Source organism: Fervidicola ferrireducens, from assembly GCF_001562425.1.
In the GTDB taxonomy this organism is placed as follows: Bacteria; Bacillota; Thermosediminibacteria; order Thermosediminibacterales; family Thermosediminibacteraceae; genus Fervidicola; species Fervidicola ferrireducens.
This window is the reverse complement of sequence record NZ_LOED01000024.1, coordinates 18,294-35,969: the sequence shown is the minus strand read 5'-3', so window position 1 is coordinate 35,969 and position 17,676 is coordinate 18,294. Positions and strand designations below refer to the sequence as shown.

Genomic DNA, 17,676 nt, shown 5'->3' with positions numbered 1-17,676 from the left:
TGATAGCGCCGATAGCGATGGAAGAAGGCCTTCGTTTTGCTATCCGCGAGGGTGGCAAGACAGTAGGGGCCGGCGTGGTGACCGAGATAATCGAATAGAGAAAAGAGGAAACTAAAGCCAAGGAGGGAGAAAAGTGGCCCGACAGAAGATCAGAATACGCCTGAAGTCTTACGACAGCGGGATACTGGATAAGTCGGCTCAAAAAATAGTGGAAACGGCAAAACGTACCGGGGCCAAAGTTTCGGGCCCCATTCCACTGCCCACCGAGAGGAGTCTCATAACCATACTGAGAGCTCCCCACAAGTATAAGGATTCAAGGGAACAATTCGAAGTAAGGACCCACAAGAGGCTAATCGACATTCACGAACCGACCTCGAAGACTGTCGATGCTCTCATGAGGCTGGATTTGCCCGCAGGAGTTGATATAGAAATCAAGCTGTAATTTTACTTGAGGAGGTGGTAAGGATGGCCAAAAAGGCTATACTGGGCATAAAATTGGGGATGACGCAGATTTTCAATGAAGCGGGAGAAGCCGTGCCAGTTACCGTCGTGGAAGCTGGCCCCTGTGTGGTTATACAGAAAAAGACTCCGGAAAACGATGGATACAGCGCCCTGAAAGTGGGCTTCAAGGATGTGAAGGAAACAAGACTCACGAAACCGGTGCTGGGCCAGTTCAAAAAGTATCAGTTAAAGCCGAAAAAATACATCAGAGAGTTGAAGATAGATGACATTGATAAGTACAACATCGGCGATGAGATAAAGGTGGACATTTTTGAACCCGGTGATAGGGTGGACGTCACCGGCATTACGATCGGTAAAGGTTTTGCCGGCGGCGTAAAAAGGTGGAACTTCAACCGGGGCCCCATGTCTCACGGTTCCATGTACCACAGGCGGCCTGGTTCTGGCGGTGCCACCGACCCGGAAAGGGTCTTCAAGGGCAAGAGGATGCCAGGTCATCTGGGCCATGAAAAGGTGACCGTACAGAATCTGGAAATAGTAAAGGTGGACCCGGAGAGGAATCTGCTCCTTATAAAAGGTTCAGTGCCCGGTACGAGGAAATCACTGCTTTACATTAAGAGCACGGTAAAGAGCTAAACCCAAAAAGAAAGGAGGAGCCCAATGCCAAAAGTAGCTTTGTACAACATGCAGGGCCAGCAAATAGGAGAAGTGGAGCTTTCCGACAGCGTGTTTGGGGTTGAGGTAAAACCTGAAGTCATGCATCAGGTGGTGGTAAACTACCTGGCGAATCAGAGGGTCGGCACTGCTTCCACAAAAACCCGTGGAGAAGTCAGGGGAGGCGGCCGTAAGCCCTGGAGGCAGAAGGGTACCGGTCGGGCAAGACACGGAAGTATCAGGTCGCCCCTTTGGAGAAAAGGTGGTATCGTGTTTGGTCCGAAACCCCGCTCTTATAAATACACCCTGCCCAAAAAATTAAAGAGGTTTGCTCTGAAGTCAGCTTTGAGCGCAAAAGTAAGAGATAATGAAATAATAGTCGTAGACAAGTTGACGATGGATGTTCCTAAAACCAAGGAAATGGTAAAAGTTCTGACGAACCTCAACGCCAATACCAAATCTCTCATTGTGCTTGACAGTCCCGACATAAATGTGATCAAATCTGCCCGCAACATACCGGGGGTAACCACCACCACGGCGAACACCCTGAACGTCTACGACATCCTCAACCATGAAAAGCTCATAATGACAATAGATGCGGTAAAGCGGGTAGAGGAGGTGTACGCATGAGCAAAGATCCGCATGACATAATAATTCGTCCATGGATTACCGAGAAATCCATGGCGATGAAAGAGCAGAGGAAATACACATTCGTGGTTCACCCCGATGCAAACAAGACCGAAATTAAAAACGCTGTAGAGGCTATTTTTGGGGTAAAGGTAGAAAAGGTAAACACAATGAACGTAAGGGGCAAGAAAAAGAGGGTAGGTATTCACGAGGGCAAGCGCCCCGATTGGAAAAAAGCAATAGTCACCCTGAAAAAGGACAGCAAACCGATTGAATTCTTCGAGAGCTTATAAAGAAGCAGTGACAAGGCGATGTTACGGCAAGTTGAACTGCAGACTGGAAAAGGAGGGATAACTGGTGGGTATAAAAAAATTTAAACCCACATCGCCGGGCGTAAGATTCATGACAGTATCCACCTTTGAAGAAATAACGAAGAAAGAGCCAGAAAAATCGCTGGTAGAGATCCTGAAGAAAAAAGCGGGCCGCAACATGCAGGGAAGGATTACGGCAAGACACCGGGGCGGCGGCCACAAGAGAAAGTACAGGATAATAGATTTCAAACGGGACAAAGACGGCGTGCCGGCTAAGGTGGCGGCTATCGAATATGACCCGAACCGTTCCGCGAGGATAGCGCTTTTGCACTACAAGGACGGGGAAAAACGTTATATACTGGCTCCGGTGGGACTAAAGGTGGGCGATATAGTGGAGTCGGGCCCCAATGCGGACATCAAGCCGGGTAACGCGCTCCCGCTTTCTCACATACCTGTGGGTACCATCGTCCACAACGTGGAACTTTACCCGGGCAAGGGCGGCCAGCTGGCAAGGGCCGCTGGTGCAGCGGCTCAGGTTATGGCGAAAGAAAACGGGTTTGCGACGCTCAGGTTGCCGTCCGGCGAAATGAGGATGGTGCCTGAAGAATGCAGGGCAACTGTAGGACAGGTAGGGAACCTGGAGCACGAAAACATCACCCTCGGCAAAGCCGGGCGTTCTAGATGGCTCGGGAGAAGGCCTCATGTGCGCGGTTCTGCCATGAACCCGGTAGACCACCCGCATGGAGGCGGCGAAGGAAAAGCGCCTATCGGCCGCAAACATCCCGTTACACCGTGGGGCAAACCCACATTGGGTTACAAGACTCGCAAGAAGAACAAGCCGTCGGATAAATACATCATAAAGCGCCGCAAATAACCGGTGAAAGGAGGTAGAATAATGGGTCGCTCTGCAAAAAAAGGCCCCTTTGTGGACCCCAAACTGCTGAAGAAAATAAGGGCGATGAACGAAAAAAAGGAAAAAAAGGTGATTAAGACTTGGTCTAGAGACTCCACCATAATTCCGGAGATGGTGGGACACACTATAGCGGTTCACGATGGAAGGAAACATGTTCCCATATATATAACGGAAGACATGGTTGGCCACAAACTTGGAGAGTTTGCTCCCACCAGGACTTTTAGGGGTCACGGCGAGCACACGGAAAGGTCGACCGCACTAAAGTAAACACCGGGTAAAGGAGGTTAGTTAAGGTGGAAGCCAGGGCACAGGCGAGATACGTCAGAATAGCTCCGAGAAAAGTTAGGATTGTCTTGGACCTCATAAGGGGCAAGAAAGTCGATGAGGCCTTGAATATCCTGCAGTTTACGCCTAAAAGGGCGTCGAAGATAGTGGCAAAGCTCATTCGTTCGGCGGTTGCCAATGCCGAAAACAACCACAATATGAATCCGGATGCGCTGTACATTTACAGGTGCTATGCGGACCAGGGGCCGACGCTCAAGAGATTCAGGGCAAGGGCATTCGGCAGGGCAGCGATGATACGCAAAAAAACTAGCCACATTACGGTGGTACTAAAGGAAAAGGAGGGATAAAATTTGGGCCAAAAGGTACATCCGCACGGACTGAGACTTGGAATCATTAGAGATTGGGACTCCCGGTGGTACGCGGAAAAGAACTTTGCCGATCTGGTGCTGGAAGATTACAATATCCGTAAGCTCATCAAGAATAAATTTTATACCGCGGGAATATCCAGGATCGAAATAGAAAGGGCGGCAAACCGCGTCCGGGTTACCATAAATACGGCGAAGCCAGGTATGGTCATAGGGAAGGGCGGCACCGGCGTGGAGGAGCTCAGAAGCGAACTGGAAGCCATGACCGGAAAACAGGTGGCGGTGAACGTAGTTGAAATTAAGGAGCCCGACCTGGAAGCCCAGCTGGTGGCGGAAAACATAGCGGCCCAAATCGAGCGCCGTATTTCCTACCGCAGAGCCATGAAGCAGGCAATTGCAAGGGCTCTAAAAGCCGGGGCAAAAGGAGTAAAGACGATGGTAAGCGGAAGGCTGGCCGGGGCTGAAATCGCGAGAACCGAATGGTACCGCGAAGGCACGATTCCGCTTCAGAAGCTCCGCGCCGATATAAGTTACGGCTTTGCCGAAGCCCATACCACTTACGGACGCATAGGTGTGAAGGTTTGGATATACAGGGGCGACGTCCTCCCCACGAAGAAAGAAGAAAAACAGGCGGAAGGAGGAGAGGCCAATGTTAATGCCGAAGCGGGTAAAGTACAGGAAACAGCAGCGCGGCACAATTAAGGGCAAGGCCACTCGCGGCACCGAGGTTACCTACGGCGAATACGGACTGCAGGCTCTAGAACCGGCATGGATTACGAGCAGCCAGATAGAAGCTGCGAGAATTGCCATAACAAGGTTTGTTAAAAGAGGAGGAAAGGTCTGGATAAAGATATTTCCGGACAAACCTGTGACAAAAAAGCCCGCGGAAACCCGTATGGGAAGCGGCAAGGGTTCTCCGGAATACTGGGTTGCGGTGGTAAAGCCGGGGCGTATACTTTTTGAGCTGGCGGGAGTCCCGGAAGATGTGGCAAAAGAAGCCTTGACACTTGCCTCCCACAAGCTGCCGATAAAGACCAAGATAGTGAAACGTGAAGGGATAGGCGGTGATGCAAATGAAGGCTAAACAGATAAGAGAATTGTCGGATCAGGAATTGATCCAGAAACTCAAGGACCTAAAGAGTGAACTTTTTAATCTGAGGTTCCAGTCGGCCACGGGCCAGCTGGATAACCCCAAGAGAATAAGGGAAGTAAGAAAGACCATAGCCAGAATTAAAACGATTTTAACGGAAAGAGAACGGGCGAAAGCATAACAAACTTATGCGGTTAAAGGAGGGATAAAATGGAAGAGAGGCCCAAAAGAAAGGTTCGTACGGGAGTAGTAGTGAGCAATAAAATGGATAAGACTATAGTGGTGGCTGTCGAGTCCATAATACGCCATCCCCTTTACGGCAAGACGATAAAGCGCACCAAGAAATTTAAAGCCCACGATGAACACAACCAGTGCCAGATAGGCGATGTTGTAAAAATTATGGAGACAAGGCCTTTGAGCAAGACCAAACGCTGGAGACTGGTGGAAATTGTAAAGCGCGCCGAGTAACTATTGAAGAGGGGAGGGTTTAGGAATGATTCAGGTTCAGACGCGGCTAAACGTGGCGGATAACACCGGGGCGAAACAAATAATGTGCATTAGAGTTTTGGGCGGTTCGAACCGAAAATTTGCCGGCCTGGGCGACGTAATAGTGGCCTCGGTGAAAGATGCGGCTCCAGATGGAATGGTAAAAAAGGGCGATGTGGTAAAGGCTGTTATAGTGAGAACGAAGGCGCCCACAAGGCGGCCGGACGGTTCTTATATAAGGTTTGACGAGAACGCGGCAGTTATAATAAATGATGACATGAATCCGAAGGGAACGCGTATTTTCGGACCGGTTGCACGCGAACTGAGGGATAAGAATTTTATGAGGATTATTTCGCTCGCGCCAGAAGTCTTATAAGGATAAGGAGGTGTAAGTCTTGTCGAAGGTCCACGTAAAAAAGGGAGATACAGTGTTGGTGTTGTCGGGCAAGGATAAGGGCAAAAAAGGAAAGGTGCTCAAGGTAATAGCGAAAAAGGGTGTAGCTATAGTAGAAGGAGTAAACATGGCTACAAAGCACCAAAAGCCTTCTCCCAAAAATCCGCAGGGCGGCATAGTGCATCAGGAAATGCCGCTCAACACCTCAAAACTGATGGTTGTCTGCAACAAATGCGGGTTGCCTACCAGGATTGGGCACACTTTCCTAGCTGACGGCACAAAGGTCAGGACCTGCAAAAAATGCGGTGAGGTTCTAGACAGCAAGTAGACTTGAAAGGAGGGAATCTAAATGCCCAGGCTGAGGGAAAAGTATGAAAAAGAAGTTATTCCAGCATTGATGAAGAAGTTTAATTACAAAAACGTCATGCAGGTTCCGCGCCTGGAAAAAGTGGTACTGAACATGGGCATAAGCGATGCAAAGGAAAATCCAAAAGCCATAGAGTCGGCCACCAGAGATTTGGCGATGATAACGGGGCAAAAGCCCGTAGTTACGAAAGCGAAAAAGTCCATCGCATCATTCAAAATAAGGAAAGGTATGGCTATCGGTGCGAAGGTTACTCTGCGGGGCAACAGGATGTACGAATTCCTCGATAAGCTGTTCAATATCGCACTGCCCAGAGTGAGGGACTTCAAAGGCCTTTCGCCCGATGCTTTCGACGGCAGGGGTAACTATACCCTCGGTATAAGAGAACAGCTGATTTTTCCTGAAATAGATTACGACAAGATAGATAAAATCCGCGGAATGGATATTACTATAGTGACGACGGCCAAAACCGACGAGGAGGCCCGCGAACTGCTGAAGGGCCTGGGAATGCCCTTTGCTCAATAGAAAGGAGGATGACGGATGGCAAAGAAATCCCTTATTGCGAAACAGAAAAAGCCTCAAAAATACTCAACGAGATACTATAACCGCTGCAGAATATGCGGAAGACCCAGAGCGTATCTTCGGAAATTCGGCGTATGCCGGCTTTGCTTTAGAGTTCTGGCCCACCGCGGCGAGATACCAGGCGTAAGAAAGGCAAGCTGGTAAAAGTGTTGAAAGGAGGTTTCGCAAAATGTCTGTTACCGATCCCATCGCAGATATGCTGACCCGCATTAGAAATGCTAATAGCGCAGGGCACCCGACGGTAGAAGTTCCTTGCTCCAAAATAAAGAAGGCAATAGTCGAAACCCTGAAAAATGAAGGTTTCATCCAGGACTACGAAATAATCGAAGACGGGAAGCAGGGGATAATCAAGATTCATTTAAAATACGGCCCCAACAAGGAGAGGGTAATAACCGGCATAAAGAGAATTTCCAAGCCGGGTCTTAGAATATACGTGAGAAAAGACCAAATCCCCAAAGTGCTCGGAGGATTGGGTATAGCCATTCTCTCTACTTCAAAAGGGATCATGACCGACAAACAGGCAAGAAAAGAAGGAGTAGGCGGAGAAGTTATCTGCTACGTGTGGTAAACTTGATAAGGAGGTGCCTGAATAAATGTCGCGGATAGGCAAAAAGCCCATAGAGATACCGAAAGGCGTGGAAGTAAAGATTGAAGGCAACGTTGTCACCGTAAAGGGGCCTAAAGGAACTATAACTAAAGAGTTCCATAAAGACATGCAAATTTTACAAGAAGACGGCAAAATTGTTGTAAAAAGGCCTTCTGACGAAAAAGAGCATAAAGCACTTCATGGCCTGACAAGAAGCCTAATTGCAAATATGGTAAACGGCGTGGTAAACGGTTATGAAAAGACCCTGGTGTTGGAAGGTGTGGGTTACAGAGCCAGCAAGCAGGGAAATAAATTGGTGCTCACCGTCGGTTATTCTCATCCGGTAGAAATTGAAGCGCCAAAGGGCATCGACTTCGAAGTACCCGCCCAGAACAAAATTATCGTCAGGGGTATAGACAAGGAACTGGTGGGTATAACCGCCGCTAAGATTAGGAGCGTAAAAGAGCCTGAGCCCTACAAGGGCAAGGGTATAAGGTACGAAGATGAAGTGATACGCCGCAAGGTCGGAAAAGCGGGAGGCAAATAACGGTAGTAGGAGGAGGGGTGTAAATGATTAAAAAAGAGTCCCGAAATGAAGCCCGGAAAAGACGGCATAAGAGAATACGCAAAAAAGTCTTCGGTACCGCCGAAAGGCCGAGGCTGAACGTTTTCCGCAGCTTGAAACACATTTACGCGCAGATAATTAACGACGAAGAGGGAAGGACGCTGGTGGCGGCTTCGACGCTCGATCCCGCTATTCGTGACAGCGTAAAGGGCTGCAACATAGAGGCTGCAGAAAAGGTTGGGGAGCTGATCGCAAAGAGAGCCTTGGAAAAGGGTATAACCAAAGTGGCTTTCGACAGGGGCGGATATATGTACCACGGGCGCGTAAAAGCCCTGGCTGAAGCTGCAAGACGCGCCGGTCTGGAATTCTAGAAAAGGAGGTAGGCGGATGCAAAGGGAAAAAGACATGGAACACGAATTTTCGGAGAAGGTTGTTTCAATAAACCGCGTATCCAAGGTAACCAAGGGCGGCAAGAACTTCAGGTTTTCGGTCCTGGTCGTGGTTGGCAATAAAAACGGGAAAGTAGGGGTGGGAACTGGCAAAGCCCAGGAGATACCCGACGCCATAAGAAAGGCCATCGAGGATGCCAAGAAGAACCTCATAGAAGTGCCGGTAATAAACGGCACTATACCGCATGAGGCTATAGGAGAATCCGGTGCAGGGAAAGTTCTGGTCAAGCCTGCTGTAGAAGGTACGGGCATAATAGCAGGGGGTCCCGTCAGGGCGGTGCTGGAACTCGCGGGACTTAGAAATGTGGTCAGCAAGTCGCTCGGTTCGAATAACGCTAAAAACATGGTGGATGCCACTATTGACGCTTTAAAGCAATTAAAGAGGGCAGAACAGGTGGCGAAGTTAAGGGGCAAAACCGTTCAGGAACTGTTAGGATAAAAGTTCAAACGGAACAGGAGGTGCGACAATGAGACTTCACGACCTTAAGCCTGCAAAAGGTTCTAAAAAACGACCGAAAAGGGTTGGACGAGGGATAGGTTCCGGACACGGCAAGACTTCAACCCGCGGTCACAAAGGTCAAAATGCCAGGAGCGGCGGCGGAGTGCGGCCAGGATTTGAAGGAGGGCAGATGCCCCTCATCCGCAGGATACCGAAAAGAGGATTTACGAATAAATTCAAGAAAGAATACGCCATAGTGAATGTGGAAGACCTGAATGTGTTTGAGGAAAACACCCGAGTCACTCCGGAGCTTCTGAAGGAAAAGGGACTAATAAAACAGATTAAGGATGGAGTAAAAATACTGGGAGATGGTGAGCTCAAAGTCAAGCTGGAAGTAGTAGCGCATGCGTTTTCCAGCTCCGCCAAGGAAAAGATTGAGGCTGCCGGCGGGAAAGCCGAGGTGATATAATGCTGGAAGCCCTGAAAAACGCCTGGAAAATCCCGGACTTAAGACGGCGCATAAAGTTTACGCTCTTAATGCTGGTGGTGTTCAGAATTGGGGCTTTCGTGCCGGTACCGGGCATGAACCCCGAAGCCGTAAGGCAGCTCATAGAAAGGGGTGCGCTTCTTGGCTTTTTCGACATAATCGCCGGAGGCGCTTTCAAACAGTTTTCCGTTTTTGCTATGAGCATAACGCCGTATATCAATGCATCCATAATAGTTCAGCTTCTCACCATAGTCATTCCAAGATGGGAGGAGCTGGCCAAAGAGGGTGTGGAGGGCCGAAAAGTTCTCGCGCGCTATACCCGGTACGGCACGGTAATCCTCGGCCTCATACAGGCGACAGGCCTTGCCATAGGCTTCAGGAGCGCCCTGATGTATCCGGGGTTTTTCGGCAGCCTCCTGGTCGTTATTAGCTTGACCGCCGGCACGGCGTTTTTGATGTGGGTCGGCGAACAGATTAACGACAAAGGTATCGGTAACGGCATTTCCCTTTTGATTTTCGCGGGTATCGTATCAAGGCTCCCGAGTGGGCTATATCAGATATACCAATACGTCAGAGTTGGTACCACGAACATCTTGATGGTGATTCTATTTGCAGTATTTGCACTAGCCGTGATAGTGGGAGTTATAGCTGTACAACAGGCGGAGCGCCGGGTTCCGGTTCATTACGCCAAGAGGGTGGTAGGAAGAAGAATATACGGTGGCCAGACAACCCACATACCTATGAAACTAAACGCCGCGGGCGTCATCCCGGTGATTTTCGCAATGTCGATACTCCTTTTTCCCAGCACCATTGCGGGTTTTTTCCCCAACAGTAAGATAGCTCTGAGCATCGCCAATTTTATAAAGCCCGGCGGATGGCTTTATGCGAGCCTTTATGCGCTGCTCATAGTGTTTTTCACATACTTTTACACTGCTGTAACTTTTAACCCCGTGGATGTAGCGGAGAATATAAAGAAATACGGAGGCTTCATTCCTGGGATTAGGCCGGGCAGGCCCACGGCTGAGTACCTCAACAGGATAATGACTAGGATAACCCTTATCGGGGCTATTTTCCTTGCAGCCATAGCGGTTCTGCCGTATTTAATTACCGGCGTTACCAGCCTTAACATTTATTTTGGGGGTACCGCACTTTTGATAGTCATAGGTGTAGCCTTAGAGACTATGAAACTCATTGAAGCCCAGATGCTCATGAGGCATTATCAGGGTTTCTTGAAGTAGGAGTTGATAAAAAATGCGCATAGTTCTAATGGGACCTCCCGGAGCCGGAAAGGGGACCCAAGCAAAAAAACTTGCCGAGGTATTTGGCGTTGCCCAGGTAGCGACGGGGGATATACTAAGGGCTGCGGTCCAGCAAGGAACGGCCCTTGGGAAGAAGGCAAAGGAATACATGGACCGAGGACTTTTAGTTCCCGATGAAGTTATTACTGGAATAGTTAGGGAACGCCTCCGGGAAATCAACGTCAAAAAGGGTTTCATCCTAGATGGCTTCCCCAGAACCATACCTCAGGCTGAGAGCTTGGAAAAAATCCTCGAAGAAATGGGAGTAAAATTGGACACCGTAATAAACATCGTTGTTCCACGGGAGGAACTTATCGAGAGGTTTACCGGGCGCCGGGTATGCGAGATGTGTGGCTCCACCTATCACGTCAAGTATAACCCACCGAAGCAGGAAGGCATTTGCGACAAATGCGGCGGGAGGCTAATCGTGAGGGCAGACGACGATGTAAAAACGGTTGAAAAAAGGATTGACGTTTACGAACGGGAAACAAAGCCCCTCATAGATTATTACCGGAGCAAAAATCTGCTGGTAAACATCGATGGAAACAGGCCCATCGAAGTGGTTTTCGAAGAGATAAAAGACCTCCTAAAAGGAGAAGGCTGATGATAGTAATAAAGTCGAAAAGGGAAATTGAGATAATGAAAAGGGCCGGTAAAGTGGTGGCGTTGGTGCTGGAAGAACTCAAAAATCACATCAAACCCGGCGTTACCACCGGAGAACTTGACAGGATAGCGGAAGAGATTATACTAAAAAACGGTGCGCTCCCTGCGTTCAAAGGATATAGGGGCTTTCCCGCAACGATTTGCGCGTCAATCAACGAAGAGGTAGTACATGGAATTCCTGGATTAAGAATCCTCCAAGATGGTGATATTATAAGTATAGATGTAGGAGCTATAGTGGAAGGTTACTTTTCCGATGCGGCTAGAACCTACCCGGTGGGAAACGTTTCGGAGGAAGCAAAAAGACTCATAGATGTTACCGAACGGAGCTTTTTTGAAGGGCTGGCATTTGCTAAAGTTGGATACAGGCTCTCCGACATTTCTCACGCTATCCAGACCTTCGTGGAAAGTCACAACTTTTCGGTGGTGCGGGAATGGGGAGGCCATGGGATTGGCCGTCAGATGCATGAAGACCCGCATGTACCCAATTACGGCCCGCCGAACAAAGGGCCCAGGCTAAAGCCGGGCATGACTCTGGCTATTGAGCCTATGGTAAACGCCGGGGATTTTGAGGTCTACACCCGGGATGACAACTGGACGGTTGTCACCAAAGATGGAAGTCTTTCCGCACATTACGAAAACACCATCGCTATCACCGATGGTGAGCCTGAGATTTTGACCATTCTATAGGCAGGTGTTGATATGAAAGAAGTGGAACCAGGCCAGGTAGTCATGTCTTGTGCTGGGCGCGATAAAGGGCGATTTATGCTGGTGGTGGGGATCATCGACTCCGAATACGTGTACGTGGCGGATGGCAAGCTGAGGAAAATAGAAAAGCCCAAGAAGAAGAAGTTGAAGCACCTGAAGATTTTAAACAGGAAATCAGGTTTCATACACGAGAAAATCATGAACGGACGGAAGGTTTACAACGAAGAAATAAGAAGAGCCCTCGAAGAATTGGTTGAAAAACCCGATGATAACAGGTCTTAAAGGAGGGAGGAGGGCCTTTATGTCCAAAGAGGATGTCATAGAAGTAGAAGGCACAGTTGTGGAGCCTCTTCCTAACGGGATGTTTAGAGTGGAATTGAAGAATGGTCATAAGGTTTTGGCTCACGTATCCGGCAAAATCAGGATGAACTATATAAGGATACTGCCAGGCGATAAAGTTACGGTAGAGCTTTCTCCTTACGATTTAAGTCGAGGCAGAATAGTATACCGCTACAAATAAGAAGGGGGAATTAACGTTGAAAGTTCGGCCTTCTGTAAAGAAAATATGCGAAAAGTGTAAGATAGTAAAGCGCAAGGGCAGAATTATGGTAATTTGCGAAAATCCAAAGCATAAGCAAAGACAAGGTTAAAGGAGGAGTGAGTGGATGGCTAGGATCGCGGGCGTGGACCTGCCGAAAGACAAAAGGGTTGAAATAGCCCTGACGTATATCTACGGTATAGGCAGGAGCCTCTCGAACAAGATACTGAAAGAAGCGGGGGTCAATCCCGACACGAGAGTAAAGGACCTGACTGAGAAAGAGATATCCAATCTCAGGGACATAATAGAAAAGAACTACAAGGTCGAAGGAGACCTGCGCCGTGAAGTGGCGATGAACATCAAAAGATTGATAGAAATCGGATGTTACAGAGGAATACGTCACAGAAAGGGATTGCCTGTCCGCGGGCAAAGGACTCGCACTAATGCTAGGACCAGGAAGGGTCCCAGAAAGACTGTCGGAACAAAGCGCAGCAAATAAGGTAAATAAATTATGGAGGTGATGCAAAGTGGCAATGACTTCGAAGAAGCGCAGGGAAAAAAGGCGCGTGGAAAAGGGCAAAGCCCATATCCACTCGACTTTCAACAATACGATAGTAACCATAACCGATGAGGCGGGAAATCCAATTACGTGGGCCAGTGCGGGAACGGTAGGTTTTAAAGGTTCGAGGAAAGGCACTCCTTTTGCGGCTCAACTGGCAGCAGAGTCGGCTGCGAAAAAAGCCATGGAGTACGGCCTTAAAACCGTGGAAGTCCTCGTGAAAGGGCCAGGGCCCGGGCGGGAAGCAGCCATTCGTTCGCTTCAGGCAGCCGGACTGGAGATAAGCGTGATAAAAGACGTAACGCCGATTCCCCACAACGGATGCAGGCCGCCGAAACGCCGTCGGGTGTAAGAAATAAAACTCAGGAGGTGGAAATAAAGAATGGCAAGATATACAGGTCCAGTATGTCGCTTGTGCCGCCGTGAAGGAATAAAACTGTACCTTAAGGGGGAAAGGTGCTATACTCCAAAGTGCGCTATTGACCGCAGGGGATATGCGCCCGGTCAGCACGGACAGATGAAGAGGAAACTTTCCGAATATGGTCTGCAGCTCAGGGAGAAGCAAAAAGCCAAGAGGATTTACGGGGTGTTGGAACAACAGTTCAAGATATACTTTGAGGAAGCTTCGAGAAGGAAGGGTGTAACCGGCGAAAACCTGCTTCGCCTTCTGGAATGCCGCTTGGACAATGTGGTATACCGCCTTGGATTTGCCAAATCTCGCGCACAGGCAAGACAACTTGTAAGGCACGGGCACATTGAGGTCAACGGCAAAAAAGTCAACATTCCGTCCTATCAGGTAAAGCCGGGAGATGTAATTGCCGTCAGAGAAAAAAGCAGGTCTTTAGATTTATTCAAAGAGATGGCGGAGCTCGGCAAGGGCAAAGTTATGCCCGAATGGTTGTCTGTTAATTACGATACCCTTACCGGAGAAGTATTGAGGTACCCAAACCGAGAAGACATCGACGTGCCCATACAGGAGCACCTCATCGTAGAGCTATACTCCAAGTAATGTGCCCTCATTTCAAAATTGCACGAGGAGGGTAATATTGTTGATGAATGAAATTGAAAAGCCAAGGATAGAGCTGGTGGAGTTAAGCGAAGACAATACTTACGGGAAGATTGTTATCGAACCGCTGGAAAGAGGATACGGAACCACCCTTGGCAATTCTCTTAGAAGGGTCCTTTTATCCTCGCTGCCGGGAGCTGCTGTGACTTCTGTAAAGATAGAAGGCGTACAGCACGAATTTTCCACACTTCCCGGAGTTCTTGAGGATACGGTAGAGATAATAATGAATATAAAAGGGCTTGCGATAAAAATGTACAGCGACGAGCCCAAGATCCTCAGGATTGAAGCCCAGGGAGAAGGCGAGGTTAAGGCTAAGGACATCATCTGCGATGCCGACGTGGAAATAGTCAACAAGGACCACCATATCGCCACTTTGGAAAAGGACGGCAGACTCTTTGCGGAGCTGACTCTGGAAAAAGGCAAGGGTTACGTCACCGCCGATAAAAATAAAAAACCGGGACAGCCCATAGGGGTAATACCGATCGATTCCATTTTCACTCCCGTAATCAAAGCTAATTACACGGTGGAGCACACCAGGGTGGGCCAGGTAACCGATTACGATAAGCTCACCCTGGAAGTATGGACTAACGGCACCATAAAGCCCGACGAAGCCGTAAGCGCCGCAGCAAAGATACTGGTGGATTATTTCAGCCTGTTTACCACCCTCAACACTGAGGTTAAAAAAGCCGAACCGCCGGTTGAAAAGGAGAAAGACGAAAAAGAAAAGCTCCTTGAAATGCCGATTGAGGAACTGGACCTATCCGTCAGGTCGTATAATTGCCTCAAAAGGGCTGGCATCAACACCATAGGAGAGTTGATTCAAAAGACGCCTGAAGAGATAATGAAAGTAAGAAACCTGGGTAAAAAATCCCTGGAAGAAATTGAGGAGAAGTTGGCGGCGTTTAACCTGTCGTTCAAAAAATCCGAAGAAGCTTAAAAGGGGGTTGAGAGAATGAGAAAATTGGGAAGAGACAGTGCGCACAGAAATATGATGCTCAGGAATATGGTGACTTCGTTATTTAAGCATGGCAGAATTATAACTACAGAAGCCCGTGCCAAAGAAGTTCGCCGCCTAGCAGAGAAGATGATAACCCTTGCAAAGAGGAACGATTTGGCAGCCCGGCGTATGGTGCTTGCCGAAGTCCTAGATGAAACTACCGTGAAAAACCTTTTTGAAAAAATAGCTCCGAAATACAGTGAGAGAAACGGCGGCTATACACGAATTTTAAAAATTGGCCCGAGGCGCGGCGATTCTTCTTCCATGGTGGTTATCGAGCTCGTGTAACCCCTATTTGCTATGAATGAAGGGGGCGGTAAAATGGCCGCCGAAATTTTAGCAGAAGGCGTCTGTTACCAGTATTCCCAGTCGTCGAAGATGGCTCTTAAAGACGTGGACCTGAGGATAAGAAAAGGGGAATTTGTAGCCATAATAGGCCCGAACGGTTCGGGAAAATCCACTCTTGCAAAACTTTTCAACGGCCTTTTTGTGCCGACCAAAGGCAGGGTTACGGTCGACGGCCTTGACACGCGGGACAGGGAAAACGTTTGGAAAATACGCCAGAAGGTGGGCATGGTTTTTCAGAACCCTGACAATCAAATAGTAGCCACGGTGGTTGAAGAGGACGTGGCCTTCGGCCCCGAAAACCTGGGTGTGCCTCCTGAGGAAATAAGAAAGAGAGTGGATGAAGCCTTGGAAATAGTGGAACTGAAGGATTTCGCTCAAAAACCTCCCCACCTTCTTTCCGGAGGTCAAAAACAACGGGTTGCGATAGCCGGCATAATTGCTATGAGGCCCGATTACATTATAATGGATGAGCCCACGGCCATGCTGGACCCAGTAGGACGCAAAGAAGTCATCAACACCGTAAAGCGTCTCAACAGGGAAGAAGGCAAGACCATAGTGCTCATCACGCATTTTATGGAAGAAGCAGTGGAAGCCGCAAGGGTCATCGTGATGAGCGAAGGGCGGGTGGTGATGGAAGGCTCGCCAAGGGAAATATTTTCAAAGGTTGGTAAGCTCAAGGCAATCGGACTTGACGTACCCCAGGTTACGGAGCTTGCGCACAGGCTGAGAGGTCAGGGGCTGGCAGTTAGAAACGATGTTCTTACGATAGACGAAATGGTGGAATGCCTATGCCCATTGTTGTAAAAAATCTGACTCATATATACATGCCCGGCACCCCTTTTGAGTCGGTGGCTTTACGGGATGTGAACTGGAATGTCGAAGACGGGGAGTTTTGGGGGCTCATAGGGCACACAGGTTCGGGGAAATCCACGCTGATTCAGCATTTAAATGGGCTTTTGAAACCCACGTGGGGTGAGGTAATAGTTGACGGCGTAAACATAAGCGAACGCGGGGTAAACTTGCGGGAAATAAGGCAGAAAGTAGGTCTGGTCTTTCAATACCCCGAACATCAGCTTTTTGAAGAAACGGTGGAAAAAGACGTGGCATTCGGCCCCAAAAATTTAGGGCTGCCGGAAGAAGAAGTCACCCGGAGGGTTAAGGAAGCCCTCGAACTGGTGGGGTTGAAATATGACGAGATAAAGGACCGCTCGCCTTTCGAACTCAGCGGTGGACAGATGCGAAGGGTTGCCATAGCCGGCGTACTTGCCATGAAACCCAAAGTGCTGATTCTAGACGAGCCCACCGTGGGGTTAGACCCAAGAGGCCGCGATGAAATATTGGGGCAAATAGTCAGGCTCCGGGAAAGGCAGAATATAACCGTCATCCTTGTATCCCACAGCATGGAGGATATAGCAAAACTCGTGGACAAAATTGCGGTGATGCATAAAGGGCGGATGGTAGAAAGCGGCACTCCAAAGCAGGTGTTTAAAAATTACGAAGCCCTTGCCTCCATAGGCCTCGATATCCCCCAGGTAACCCATCTGATGATAAAGCTCAAGAATAAAGGGAAAGACGTGGCAACCGATGTGCTGACGGTGGAGGAAGCCGAGGCGGAAATTTTGAGGGCAGCGAGGAGGAAGGGTCATGCGTGAGATAACCATCGGCCAGTATATACCCGGAAATTCGGTAATACACCGGTTAGACCCGAGGACAAAAATACTCATAACCTTCGCGTTTATGGTGCTACTCTTTGTGATAGACGATTTTGCAGGTTACGCTTTCCCACTTATTTTCATAGCTGCTGCCTCGCTGCTTTCGGGAATATCTATAAAATACATGCTTCGGGGGCTCAGGCCGCTTTTAATAATCATCCTGCTGACTTTTGTGCTGAATCTTTTTATGATAAAGGGCAGGGTAATTTACGAAGTCGGTCCTCTGAGCATAACTTACGAAGGACTTTATCAGGGTACGTTCATGGTGCTGAGGTTGGTGCTTTTAATAGTTGGGACGTCGCTTTTGACGCTAACCACTTCGCCCATTTCGCTAACCGATGGAATCGAAAGCCTCTTGAAGCCCTTCAGCAAAGTCGGAGTACCGGCTCACGAGCTCGCTATGATGATGACCATTGCATTGAGGTTTATACCGACTTTGATGGAAGAAACCGACAAGATAATGAAAGCCCAGATGGCCAGGGGTGCCGACTTTTCCAGCGGGAATATAGTAAAAAGGGCGCAAAGCCTGGTTCCGCTCTTGGTGCCGCTTTTCATCAGCGCATTCAGAAGGGCGGACGACCTTGCCATGGCTATGGAATCTAGGTGCTACCGCGGCGGCGAAAACCGAACCCGAATGAAGACGCTTAAAATGACCCGCGAAGATTTATTTGCTTTTGTTGCTACCGGCATTTTTGCAGCTGGATGTTTAGCAAGCCGCTTTTTGTGGTAGGTGA

General features: G+C 48.8%; 35 protein-coding genes. All 35 read left to right on the top strand.

Translation table 11 applies throughout. From position 1 onward, the window contains the following. The coding region (locus AN618_RS12730; RefSeq protein WP_157081692.1) for an EF-Tu C-terminal domain-related protein at window positions 1-98 on the top strand (98 nt) is incomplete at its 5' end. 35 nt (window positions 99-133) lie between these two features. Further along, window positions 134-442 carry a 30S ribosomal protein S10 gene (gene rpsJ / locus AN618_RS09040; RefSeq protein ID WP_066354098.1) on the top strand — a complete coding sequence of 103 codons (309 nt, stop codon included), beginning with the start codon at window positions 134-136 and terminating at the stop codon, window positions 440-442. A gap of 23 nt (window positions 443-465) precedes the next feature. Beyond that, the gene (gene rplC, locus AN618_RS09035) at window positions 466-1,095 is read left to right on the top strand and encodes a 50S ribosomal protein L3 (protein ID WP_066354091.1); all 630 of its coding nucleotides are present in this window, start codon (window positions 466-468) and stop codon (window positions 1,093-1,095) included. Between the two features lie 24 nt (window positions 1,096-1,119). Further along, window positions 1,120-1,743 (top strand): 50S ribosomal protein L4, encoded by a 624-nt coding sequence (gene rplD / locus AN618_RS09030; protein WP_066354089.1) that lies wholly within the window; start codon window positions 1,120-1,122, stop codon window positions 1,741-1,743. Further along, complete coding sequence (gene rplW / locus AN618_RS09025; protein WP_066354087.1) at window positions 1,740-2,033, top strand: 50S ribosomal protein L23; 294 nt, start codon at window positions 1,740-1,742, stop codon at window positions 2,031-2,033. The genes rplD and rplW overlap by 4 nt, the downstream gene beginning before the upstream one ends. A 64-nt stretch (window positions 2,034-2,097) precedes the next feature. Continuing rightward, window positions 2,098-2,925, top strand: a complete 828-nt coding sequence (gene rplB / locus AN618_RS09020; protein ID WP_066354085.1) for a 50S ribosomal protein L2 — start codon at window positions 2,098-2,100, stop codon at window positions 2,923-2,925. 21 nt (window positions 2,926-2,946) lie between these two features. Next, a complete protein-coding gene (gene rpsS, locus AN618_RS09015; protein WP_066354083.1) occupies window positions 2,947-3,231 on the top strand; it encodes a 30S ribosomal protein S19 in 285 nt (94 codons plus the stop codon). A gap of 26 nt (window positions 3,232-3,257) precedes the next feature. Next, entirely contained in the window at window positions 3,258-3,596 is a 339-nt protein-coding gene (gene rplV, locus AN618_RS09010; protein ID WP_066354079.1) for a 50S ribosomal protein L22, read from the top strand. Between the two features lie 3 nt (window positions 3,597-3,599). Further along, window positions 3,600-4,316, top strand: coding sequence for a 30S ribosomal protein S3 (rpsC, locus tag AN618_RS09005; RefSeq protein WP_066354076.1), 717 nt, complete (start codon window positions 3,600-3,602; stop codon window positions 4,314-4,316). Next, on the top strand, window positions 4,264-4,698 hold the full coding sequence (gene rplP / locus AN618_RS09000) for a 50S ribosomal protein L16 (protein WP_066354074.1): 435 nt from the start codon (window positions 4,264-4,266) through the stop codon (window positions 4,696-4,698). The genes rpsC and rplP overlap by 53 nt, the downstream gene beginning before the upstream one ends. Beyond that, entirely contained in the window at window positions 4,688-4,885 is a 198-nt protein-coding gene (gene rpmC / locus AN618_RS08995) for a 50S ribosomal protein L29 (RefSeq protein WP_066354072.1), read from the top strand. Before rplP ends, rpmC begins: the two co-directional genes overlap by 11 nt. Window positions 4,886-4,914: 29 nt before the next feature. Beyond that, window positions 4,915-5,172 carry a 30S ribosomal protein S17 gene (gene rpsQ, locus AN618_RS08990; protein WP_066354071.1) on the top strand — a complete coding sequence of 86 codons (258 nt, stop codon included), beginning with the start codon at window positions 4,915-4,917 and terminating at the stop codon, window positions 5,170-5,172. Window positions 5,173-5,197: 25 nt separating this feature from the next. Further along, window positions 5,198-5,566 (top strand): 50S ribosomal protein L14, encoded by a 369-nt coding sequence (rplN, locus tag AN618_RS08985; RefSeq protein WP_066354069.1) that lies wholly within the window; start codon window positions 5,198-5,200, stop codon window positions 5,564-5,566. A 19-nt stretch (window positions 5,567-5,585) separates the two neighbouring features. After that, window positions 5,586-5,912 carry a 50S ribosomal protein L24 gene (rplX, locus tag AN618_RS08980; protein WP_066354066.1) on the top strand — a complete coding sequence of 109 codons (327 nt, stop codon included), beginning with the start codon at window positions 5,586-5,588 and terminating at the stop codon, window positions 5,910-5,912. 21 nt (window positions 5,913-5,933) lie between these two features. Further along, the gene (gene rplE, locus AN618_RS08975; protein ID WP_066354064.1) at window positions 5,934-6,473 is read left to right on the top strand and encodes a 50S ribosomal protein L5; all 540 of its coding nucleotides are present in this window, start codon (window positions 5,934-5,936) and stop codon (window positions 6,471-6,473) included. Between the two features lie 15 nt (window positions 6,474-6,488). After that, a complete protein-coding gene (locus AN618_RS08970; protein ID WP_083515148.1) occupies window positions 6,489-6,674 on the top strand; it encodes a type Z 30S ribosomal protein S14 in 186 nt (61 codons plus the stop codon). 25 nt (window positions 6,675-6,699) lie between these two features. Beyond that, window positions 6,700-7,098 carry a 30S ribosomal protein S8 gene (gene rpsH, locus AN618_RS08965; RefSeq protein ID WP_066354057.1) on the top strand — a complete coding sequence of 133 codons (399 nt, stop codon included), beginning with the start codon at window positions 6,700-6,702 and terminating at the stop codon, window positions 7,096-7,098. Between the two features lie 25 nt (window positions 7,099-7,123). Continuing rightward, window positions 7,124-7,663 carry a 50S ribosomal protein L6 gene (gene rplF, locus AN618_RS08960; protein ID WP_066354055.1) on the top strand — a complete coding sequence of 180 codons (540 nt, stop codon included), beginning with the start codon at window positions 7,124-7,126 and terminating at the stop codon, window positions 7,661-7,663. A 23-nt stretch (window positions 7,664-7,686) separates the two neighbouring features. Next, window positions 7,687-8,052 carry a 50S ribosomal protein L18 gene (gene rplR, locus AN618_RS08955; protein ID WP_066354054.1) on the top strand — a complete coding sequence of 122 codons (366 nt, stop codon included), beginning with the start codon at window positions 7,687-7,689 and terminating at the stop codon, window positions 8,050-8,052. A gap of 16 nt (window positions 8,053-8,068) precedes the next feature. Next, a complete protein-coding gene (gene rpsE, locus AN618_RS08950; protein WP_066354049.1) occupies window positions 8,069-8,569 on the top strand; it encodes a 30S ribosomal protein S5 in 501 nt (166 codons plus the stop codon). A gap of 28 nt (window positions 8,570-8,597) precedes the next feature. Next, window positions 8,598-9,038: a 50S ribosomal protein L15 gene (rplO, locus tag AN618_RS08945; RefSeq protein WP_066354048.1), complete on the top strand. Its 441-nt coding sequence runs from the start codon at window positions 8,598-8,600 to the stop codon at window positions 9,036-9,038. Next, window positions 9,038-10,294: a preprotein translocase subunit SecY gene (secY, locus tag AN618_RS08940; protein WP_066354046.1), complete on the top strand. Its 1,257-nt coding sequence runs from the start codon at window positions 9,038-9,040 to the stop codon at window positions 10,292-10,294. The genes rplO and secY overlap by 1 nt, the downstream gene beginning before the upstream one ends. Before the next feature lie 13 nt (window positions 10,295-10,307). Further along, the gene (locus AN618_RS08935; RefSeq protein ID WP_066354043.1) at window positions 10,308-10,958 is read left to right on the top strand and encodes an adenylate kinase; all 651 of its coding nucleotides are present in this window, start codon (window positions 10,308-10,310) and stop codon (window positions 10,956-10,958) included. Continuing rightward, complete coding sequence (gene map / locus AN618_RS08930) at window positions 10,958-11,704, top strand: type I methionyl aminopeptidase (protein WP_066354041.1); 747 nt, start codon at window positions 10,958-10,960, stop codon at window positions 11,702-11,704. Before AN618_RS08935 ends, map begins: the two co-directional genes overlap by 1 nt. Window positions 11,705-11,716: 12 nt before the next feature. Continuing rightward, on the top strand, window positions 11,717-12,004 hold the full coding sequence (locus tag AN618_RS08925) for a KOW domain-containing RNA-binding protein (RefSeq protein ID WP_066354038.1): 288 nt from the start codon (window positions 11,717-11,719) through the stop codon (window positions 12,002-12,004). 19 nt (window positions 12,005-12,023) lie between these two features. Beyond that, the gene (gene infA, locus AN618_RS08920) at window positions 12,024-12,242 is read left to right on the top strand and encodes a translation initiation factor IF-1 (protein ID WP_066354035.1); all 219 of its coding nucleotides are present in this window, start codon (window positions 12,024-12,026) and stop codon (window positions 12,240-12,242) included. Window positions 12,243-12,258: 16 nt separating this feature from the next. Beyond that, window positions 12,259-12,372 carry a 50S ribosomal protein L36 gene (gene rpmJ, locus AN618_RS08915; RefSeq protein ID WP_066354032.1) on the top strand — a complete coding sequence of 38 codons (114 nt, stop codon included), beginning with the start codon at window positions 12,259-12,261 and terminating at the stop codon, window positions 12,370-12,372. Window positions 12,373-12,387: 15 nt separating this feature from the next. Next, window positions 12,388-12,759: a 30S ribosomal protein S13 gene (gene rpsM, locus AN618_RS08910; RefSeq protein ID WP_066354030.1), complete on the top strand. Its 372-nt coding sequence runs from the start codon at window positions 12,388-12,390 to the stop codon at window positions 12,757-12,759. Between the two features lie 34 nt (window positions 12,760-12,793). After that, entirely contained in the window at window positions 12,794-13,171 is a 378-nt protein-coding gene (gene rpsK, locus AN618_RS08905) for a 30S ribosomal protein S11 (protein ID WP_066354105.1), read from the top strand. 30 nt (window positions 13,172-13,201) lie between these two features. Beyond that, the gene (rpsD, locus tag AN618_RS08900; protein ID WP_066354028.1) at window positions 13,202-13,828 is read left to right on the top strand and encodes a 30S ribosomal protein S4; all 627 of its coding nucleotides are present in this window, start codon (window positions 13,202-13,204) and stop codon (window positions 13,826-13,828) included. Window positions 13,829-13,871: 43 nt separating this feature from the next. Further along, window positions 13,872-14,822: a DNA-directed RNA polymerase subunit alpha gene (locus tag AN618_RS08895; protein ID WP_066354103.1), complete on the top strand. Its 951-nt coding sequence runs from the start codon at window positions 13,872-13,874 to the stop codon at window positions 14,820-14,822. 15 nt (window positions 14,823-14,837) lie between these two features. Further along, window positions 14,838-15,170, top strand: coding sequence for a 50S ribosomal protein L17 (gene rplQ, locus AN618_RS08890; protein WP_066354025.1), 333 nt, complete (start codon window positions 14,838-14,840; stop codon window positions 15,168-15,170). A gap of 33 nt (window positions 15,171-15,203) precedes the next feature. Next, window positions 15,204-16,034 (top strand): energy-coupling factor transporter ATPase, encoded by an 831-nt coding sequence (locus AN618_RS08885; protein ID WP_066354019.1) that lies wholly within the window; start codon window positions 15,204-15,206, stop codon window positions 16,032-16,034. Beyond that, window positions 16,019-16,882: an energy-coupling factor transporter ATPase gene (locus AN618_RS08880; protein WP_066354017.1), complete on the top strand. Its 864-nt coding sequence runs from the start codon at window positions 16,019-16,021 to the stop codon at window positions 16,880-16,882. Before AN618_RS08885 ends, AN618_RS08880 begins: the two co-directional genes overlap by 16 nt. After that, complete coding sequence (locus tag AN618_RS08875) at window positions 16,875-17,672, top strand: energy-coupling factor transporter transmembrane component T family protein (RefSeq protein ID WP_066354015.1); 798 nt, start codon at window positions 16,875-16,877, stop codon at window positions 17,670-17,672. The genes AN618_RS08880 and AN618_RS08875 overlap by 8 nt, the downstream gene beginning before the upstream one ends. Window positions 17,673-17,676: the final 4 nt, after the last annotated feature.